Source organism: Roseofilum sp. (assembly GCF_982964205.1).
The window spans coordinates 1-5,841 of sequence record NZ_CEZBFX010000053.1; the positions used below are offsets into that span (position 1 = coordinate 1).

At 46.3% G+C, this 5,841-nt stretch carries 8 protein-coding genes; 3 read left to right on the plus strand and 5 right to left on the minus strand.

The genetic code is table 11. The features are described from left to right. Positions 1–10: 10 nt before the first annotated feature. Both AC3A14_RS14065 and AC3A14_RS14070 read right to left on the minus strand, forming a co-directional pair. Positions 11–625 carry a TetR/AcrR family transcriptional regulator gene (locus AC3A14_RS14065; protein WP_318734272.1) on the minus strand — a complete coding sequence of 205 codons (615 nt, stop codon included), beginning with the start codon at positions 623–625 and terminating at the stop codon, positions 11–13. A 125-nt stretch (positions 626–750) separates the two neighbouring features. Further along, entirely contained in the window at positions 751–1,068 is a 318-nt protein-coding gene (locus AC3A14_RS14070) for a DUF3067 family protein (RefSeq protein ID WP_318734270.1), read from the minus strand. A gap of 190 nt (positions 1,069–1,258) precedes the next feature. Here AC3A14_RS14070 and petC point away from each other — a divergent pair, with 190 nt between their 5' ends. Together petC and petA are read left to right on the plus strand one after the other, a co-directional pair. Beyond that, positions 1,259–1,798 (plus strand): cytochrome b6-f complex iron-sulfur subunit, encoded by a 540-nt coding sequence (gene petC / locus AC3A14_RS14075; RefSeq protein WP_413038736.1) that lies wholly within the window; start codon positions 1,259–1,261, stop codon positions 1,796–1,798. A 60-nt stretch (positions 1,799–1,858) separates the two neighbouring features. Continuing rightward, complete coding sequence (petA, locus tag AC3A14_RS14080; protein ID WP_318720188.1) at positions 1,859–2,827, plus strand: cytochrome f; 969 nt, start codon at positions 1,859–1,861, stop codon at positions 2,825–2,827. A gap of 280 nt (positions 2,828–3,107) precedes the next feature. Here petA and AC3A14_RS14085 read toward each other — a convergent pair whose 3' ends face one another. From AC3A14_RS14085 to AC3A14_RS14095, 3 genes are all read right to left on the minus strand, one after another. Beyond that, positions 3,108–3,914, minus strand: coding sequence for a cobalt-precorrin-6A reductase (locus tag AC3A14_RS14085; protein ID WP_318734267.1), 807 nt, complete (start codon positions 3,912–3,914; stop codon positions 3,108–3,110). Beyond that, positions 3,895–4,617, minus strand: coding sequence for a class I SAM-dependent methyltransferase (locus AC3A14_RS14090; RefSeq protein ID WP_318697894.1), 723 nt, complete (start codon positions 4,615–4,617; stop codon positions 3,895–3,897). Before AC3A14_RS14090 ends, AC3A14_RS14085 begins: the two co-directional genes overlap by 20 nt. Before the next feature lie 106 nt (positions 4,618–4,723). Next, positions 4,724–4,906: a hypothetical protein gene (locus AC3A14_RS14095; RefSeq protein WP_271938263.1), complete on the minus strand. Its 183-nt coding sequence runs from the start codon at positions 4,904–4,906 to the stop codon at positions 4,724–4,726. 213 nt (positions 4,907–5,119) lie between these two features. Here AC3A14_RS14095 and AC3A14_RS14100 point away from each other — a divergent pair. Next, positions 5,120–5,841 (plus strand): nucleotidyltransferase family protein (locus AC3A14_RS14100; protein ID WP_487779036.1); only part of this gene is annotated, 722 nt, incomplete at its 3' end.

Here is a 5,841-nt window from a genome sequence, read left to right on the forward strand (position 1 = left end):
TCCCCAAAACCTATCCATTCGTCAACACACCATGGAGGAAGATATCTGCCATCCCTTCAGCCATTTCGCGCATGGACTGGGGAGATGCGTCGGGTTCAATAATCGTTGTATCGCTAAATCCGGCAATCACAAACATGCCCAAAAAGACCTGAGCAACAATTTTAGGATTCATCTGGCGATAAACCCCCCGATCCATTGCCGTTTGAAAAAATGCTTCTGCCACATCCGTCATTTTATCGATTACATCAGCTTGAATGCGATCGCGCAATTCGGGATGAAACTGAGCCTCCATAAAACAGATTCTCATGCGATCGGCATTGCGATGCAAACTCATCATTCGCCGTCGCATTACTTGGGCAATATCCCGATAACTGCCCATTTCGCTTAACTCCGTGAGCAAATCCGTTAAAATATCAATCCAGCCTTGAGTCGCAATTTCCAACAAAATTGCCTTCTTATTACTAAAATGCCGAAATAAAGTTCCTTCCGCCACCCCCGCCGCTTGAGCTAGATCCCGTGTTGTTGTGCCATCATATCCTTTGCGAGCAAATAGATGTTGTGCCGCTGCCAGAATACGAGTTCGGGTTTGGGCTTCCGGTTTAGGGGTCGAAGTTGCTATAGTCATCTTCTTAAAGTCAGGTTAATATAACTCTCTTATCCTGTTGTATGGTGATTCAGGATCGCTTAGAGCAATTAATCCGTAAAACTTCACACAACCTTACAAAACTTCTCTAAGATCGTTGAAATCCGTTAAGAGTCCTCCAAAATCCATTCTGAAGAGCGATCGCCCAAATCCAGGATCAACGTCAAGGCCTTACCCAAACGGGGACGATCGCTAGTCTGTTCAATATAAGACCGCAATTGCTCCGTAGCTCCCCAGTCTTGAAGATACAAAGCAATACGGCTCAGATGGTCGAGATATTCATCCGCAGACCAAGGGAACGACGCTTGCTCCAAATATTTCCACATAATTTGTACCAAGATTTTCCCCTGGCTTCTACGGATTTGCATATCGTAAGAGCGTCCCCACTTGTTCCGTAACAATTGATGTAATTCTTCTCCGGTCATTTTTCTGCTCCCGATCCTCAAAGGACAAATTCTTCAAAACTCACCGCAAACGGGTGTTAAAAAATGTAATAATGCTCTCATACAAAGTGTAAACTGAGGATTGGCCAAAATTTAAGCGGTCATCTTTAGAGTAGGGGCACTACCTCCTACAAACACTAAAGAGAAAGTGAATCAATTAACAAAACAACTGATGACTCAAGCTTCTGGATCGGCGGATGTCCCCAATATGGGACGACGGCAATTTATGAACCTCTTAACCTTTGGTTCCGCAACCGGAGTCGCTCTAGGCGCTCTTTATCCGGTTGTCAACTATTTTATTCCTCCTTCTAGTGGTGGTGCTGGCGGCGGGACAACCGCTAAGGACGCGGCTGGTAATGATGTGGTAGCTAGCGAATATTTAGCCAGTCATCCCGCAGGCGATCGCTCCCTCGTCCAAGGACTCAAAGGAGACCCCACCTATTTAGTCGTTCAACAAGATAAAACCTTAGCCAGCTACGGACTCAACGCAGTATGTACCCATTTGGGTTGCGTTGTGCCTTGGAATGCAAGTGAAAACAAGTTTATCTGTCCTTGCCATGGTTCCCAGTATAATGCGGAAGGTAAAGTGGTTCGCGGCCCCGCACCCTTATCCTTAGCTTTAGCCCATGCCGATATCACTGACGATAAAGTGGTTCTCAGCAACTGGGAAGAAACAGACTTCCGCACCAATGAAGACCCCTGGTGGACATAACTCCCCTCTTCCATTTCCATAAGCGCTGAATTTATAAAGTTTACATCCTGTTCATAACTGATGAAATACTGTTCTGTCTTAACAACCTGGCGCAGGTTGGTGTTAGTAGCGATCGCCGCAATCTCTATCTTTGCCGCCTCCGATCTCATTAACCCCCAACCCGCAGCAGCCTACCCCTTTTGGGCCCAAGAAACCGCTCCTATCACTCCCCGTGAAGCCACCGGTCGCATTGTTTGCGCCAACTGCCACCTAGGAGCCAAACCCACCGAAGTCGAAGTTCCCCACTCCGTCCTCCCTGACACCGTATTCAAAGCTGTCGTTAACATCCCCTACGACACTAGCGTACAACAAGTGTTAGGTGATGGCAGCCCTGGCGGTCTCAATGTCGGTGCCGTCTTAATGCTGCCTGAAGGATTTAAAATTGCCCCTGAAGATCGGCTCTCTGAAGAACTCAAAGAAGAGACCGAAGGCATTTATTATCAAACCTACACCGCAGACCAAGAAAACGTCATTCTGGTTGGCCCTCTTCCCGGTGATGACCATCAAGAAATTGTCTTCCCTGTTCTCTCTCCCGATCCCAAAGCCGATAAATCCATCAACTATGGTAAATATGCCATTCATGTCGGTGGAAACCGAGGTCGCGGTCAAGTCTATCCCGCTGGAGACAATACCAACAATACGGTTTCTTCCACTTCCGTCGCTGGAACGATCTCTAGCATTAGCGAACTTGAATATGGCGGCTATGAAGTTACCATTCAACCGGCTGATGCAGATGCTGTCGTAACCAATATTCCTGCTGGCCCTGAATTAATCGTTTCTGAAGGAGACGAAGTAGCGGCCGGACAAGCTTTAACCAATAATCCCAATGTGGGTGGTTTTGGTCAAATTGATACGGAAATCGTTCTCCAAGATGCTACTCGTATTCAAGGCATGATTGCTTTCTTAGTGCTGATTATGATTACTCAAATCTTCCTCGTTCTGAAGAAGAAACAATTCGAGAAAGTCCAAGCAGCCGAAATGAATTTCTAAATCCTAAATCTTGGGATGATTGGGCAAGACAGAAACCGGGTTTCTTGAAGAAATCCGGTTTCTTATAACAATGGGGAATGGGGAATGGGGAATGGGTAATAGAAAATATCTTAACGCTCCCTTTCTCTGCTATGGCAATGGAGTAATCCTATTCCCTAGCGCGTAGCGCTAGACAGCACTTTGTGCTGTTATGGAGTACAGTATTGAACCCCCAAAGCCATGTACCACAATCCTATTCCCTATTCCCCATTCCCTATTCCCTATTCCCTAGCACGCAGCACTATATGACATGGGATAGACAAAACTCGATCGCCTCCTCAATATCCTCAGTTTGTTGGGGATAGGTCATTTTCGGTCGAGCGATTGTAATTAATGGAATTCCCAAACGATCGCACAGTTGACGCTTGATGGCTTCTCCTCCTGCATCTCCTGATGCTTTGGTTACCACCAGGGAAATTTGCCAATGTTGCCACAGGGCTAACTCTAGAGCTTCAGGAATTGGAGGACGGATGGCAATCAGGCGATCGCTCGTAAATCCCGCTTCCTGAGCCATCTGAATTGACTTAGCAGAAGGAAGTACTCGCGCAAACAATGTTGCCTGGTGTTGCCAAGGTTGAAATAAGGGTAAGCGTTGATATCCAACAGTTAAGAACACGTGTTGATCGGTCAAATATTTCCCACTCACCAGGGTGGCAAAACTGTCTAAGGTCAGGATATGACTGGAGCTAGAATGATTAGTTACAGGGGGTCGCTCATAACGCAAATAGGGGATTTGAGAGCATTCTGAAAAGGCGATCGCCAGTTGGGAAATTTTCACCGCCCAAGGATGACTCGTATCTAAAATAACACTTACATTATGAGATCGAGTGAATTCACTTAAACTCGATCCCTTTAACTTCCCTACCCATACCGTTAACCCAGGGTAAGTTGCATAAAGGGATCTTGCTGGCTCAGTCGTTACCGTTACTACACACTCCACACCTCGCTTCACCAACCCTTGAGCCAACTGGCGACTTTCTGAAGTCCCCCCAATCAACCAAACTGTAGTCATTGTTAGGGCGATCGCCTCACGGATACTTGACAACATAGAGATGGAACAACTCACCCTCCCTTTTTTTAACCACCTTTGCTCCCACTGCACGGATCGCTTTTTCCCAATCCTGTAAAGGCTCTAGAGCCACTTCTGCCCCCAAATAGGTCTCTAGAATGGCCCAATTTTCCGCCAATTCCACCTCTGGGTTTAGGACATCAAACACGAGCATTCCCCCAGATTTCAGCACCGGCTTCACAGCGCCCATAACCTGTGTCCAATAGTCTACAGAAAAATAACAACTCCATCCCGTGGCGATCGCCAAATCAAACTGTCCTGGCTCGTAATCTAACTGGTGAGCCGGCCCCAACTTTACTCCCTTAAACAACTTGGAATTTAACTGAGGGCCGCGAGAATTTAGGGCTTCGGAAGCCTCCTTACTAATCTCCTGACCGTAAAAAAAGGCATCCCATTCTCGCCAAGGATAAATCAGAAAACTCACCCCACAGCCAATATCCAGGCACTTTTGCCCCTTTTTCGGCTTACACACCTGCCAAAACTCAGACGTAATCTTCGGGGTTAACTCCCCACTCATCCATTGCCGAAAAATCGGCATCTCTTCCACTTCTGGCGGAACTTCAAAAGCATCTCCTCGGTATTGGCGGTTAAACCGAAGTGCCACCGCCGCTAGTTGCTCCTCCAGAGCCTCTGTAGAGAAATTTTGTAATCCAAAACCTGAAGCATTACTTAAGCGTGTCATATCTAGGGAATGAAGGAATAGGAAACAGGAAACCGGGAATGGGGAGTTGGGCGATCGCCAATTACCAATTACCCATTACCCATAATTATTAACGATTAATGGTTCATTATTTCAGAGCCTTTCTAAAATTACGGCGATAGGAACCATTAAACACCAGCACCGGCCAACCCAAGGAGAGGAGAACCTTATTCATCAATCCTGGTGTAAAATTTGTCCGAGAATAGCCTTTCCAAAACTTCCAAACTCCGATCGCATAGCCGATGAGTCCCAAAACAATCAATAGCTTCATCTGGTTATCGCTCCTAATTCAGTACATTCAGTCAGTATCCATTTAGGATCGTGAGAGTATGCTACAGTTTTAGCAAAATTGTAATAAGTGTTGATCGTCACTACTATTAAGTTTAGTGAATTCATCCATGACTTGGTTTTGGTTCTGTGTTCCTCACAGCAGACTCTATTCCCTATTCCCTATTCCCTATTCCCTAAACCAGAGGAGCGTCTTATGAGAGCAGTGCTGATGGCAGGGGGTTCAGGAACCCGGCTAAGACCCTTAACCTGCGAGCTTCCAAAGCCAATGGTTCCGGTCCTTAACCGACCGATCGCCGAGCATATTGTCCGCTTACTCAAACACCATCACATTCGCGAAGTAATTACGACACTCTATTACTTACCTGATGTGATGCGCAGTCACTTCCAAGATGGGCGGGAGTTTGGTATCCAAATGACCTATGCAGTTGAGGAAGAGCAACCCCTAGGAACCGCTGGGTGTGTCAAGAATGTATCTGAGTTGCTGGGGTCAACCTTCCTAGTCATCAGTGGCGATTGTATCACGGACTTCGATTTAAGTGCGGCGATCGCCTTTCACACTCAAAAAAAGTCGATTGCCACTCTAGTCTTAACCCGTGTTCCCAATCCCCTAGAATTTGGCGTAGTGATTACTGGGCCTGATGGTCGAATTCAACGCTTTCTAGAAAAACCCTCAAGTAGTGAAGTTTTTTCAGATACCGTAAATACGGGAATTTATATCCTAGAACCGGAAGTCCTAAACTATTTATCCCCCAAAGAAGAAGCAGATTTTTCTAAAGATCTATTTCCCTTTCTACTCGCCCAAAGAAAACCTCTTTATGGCTATATTGCTGAGGGGTATTGGTGTGATGTTGGCCATCTGGATGCCTATCGGGAAAGCCAATATAGCGCTTTAGCTCAACGAGTGAACTTAGAAGT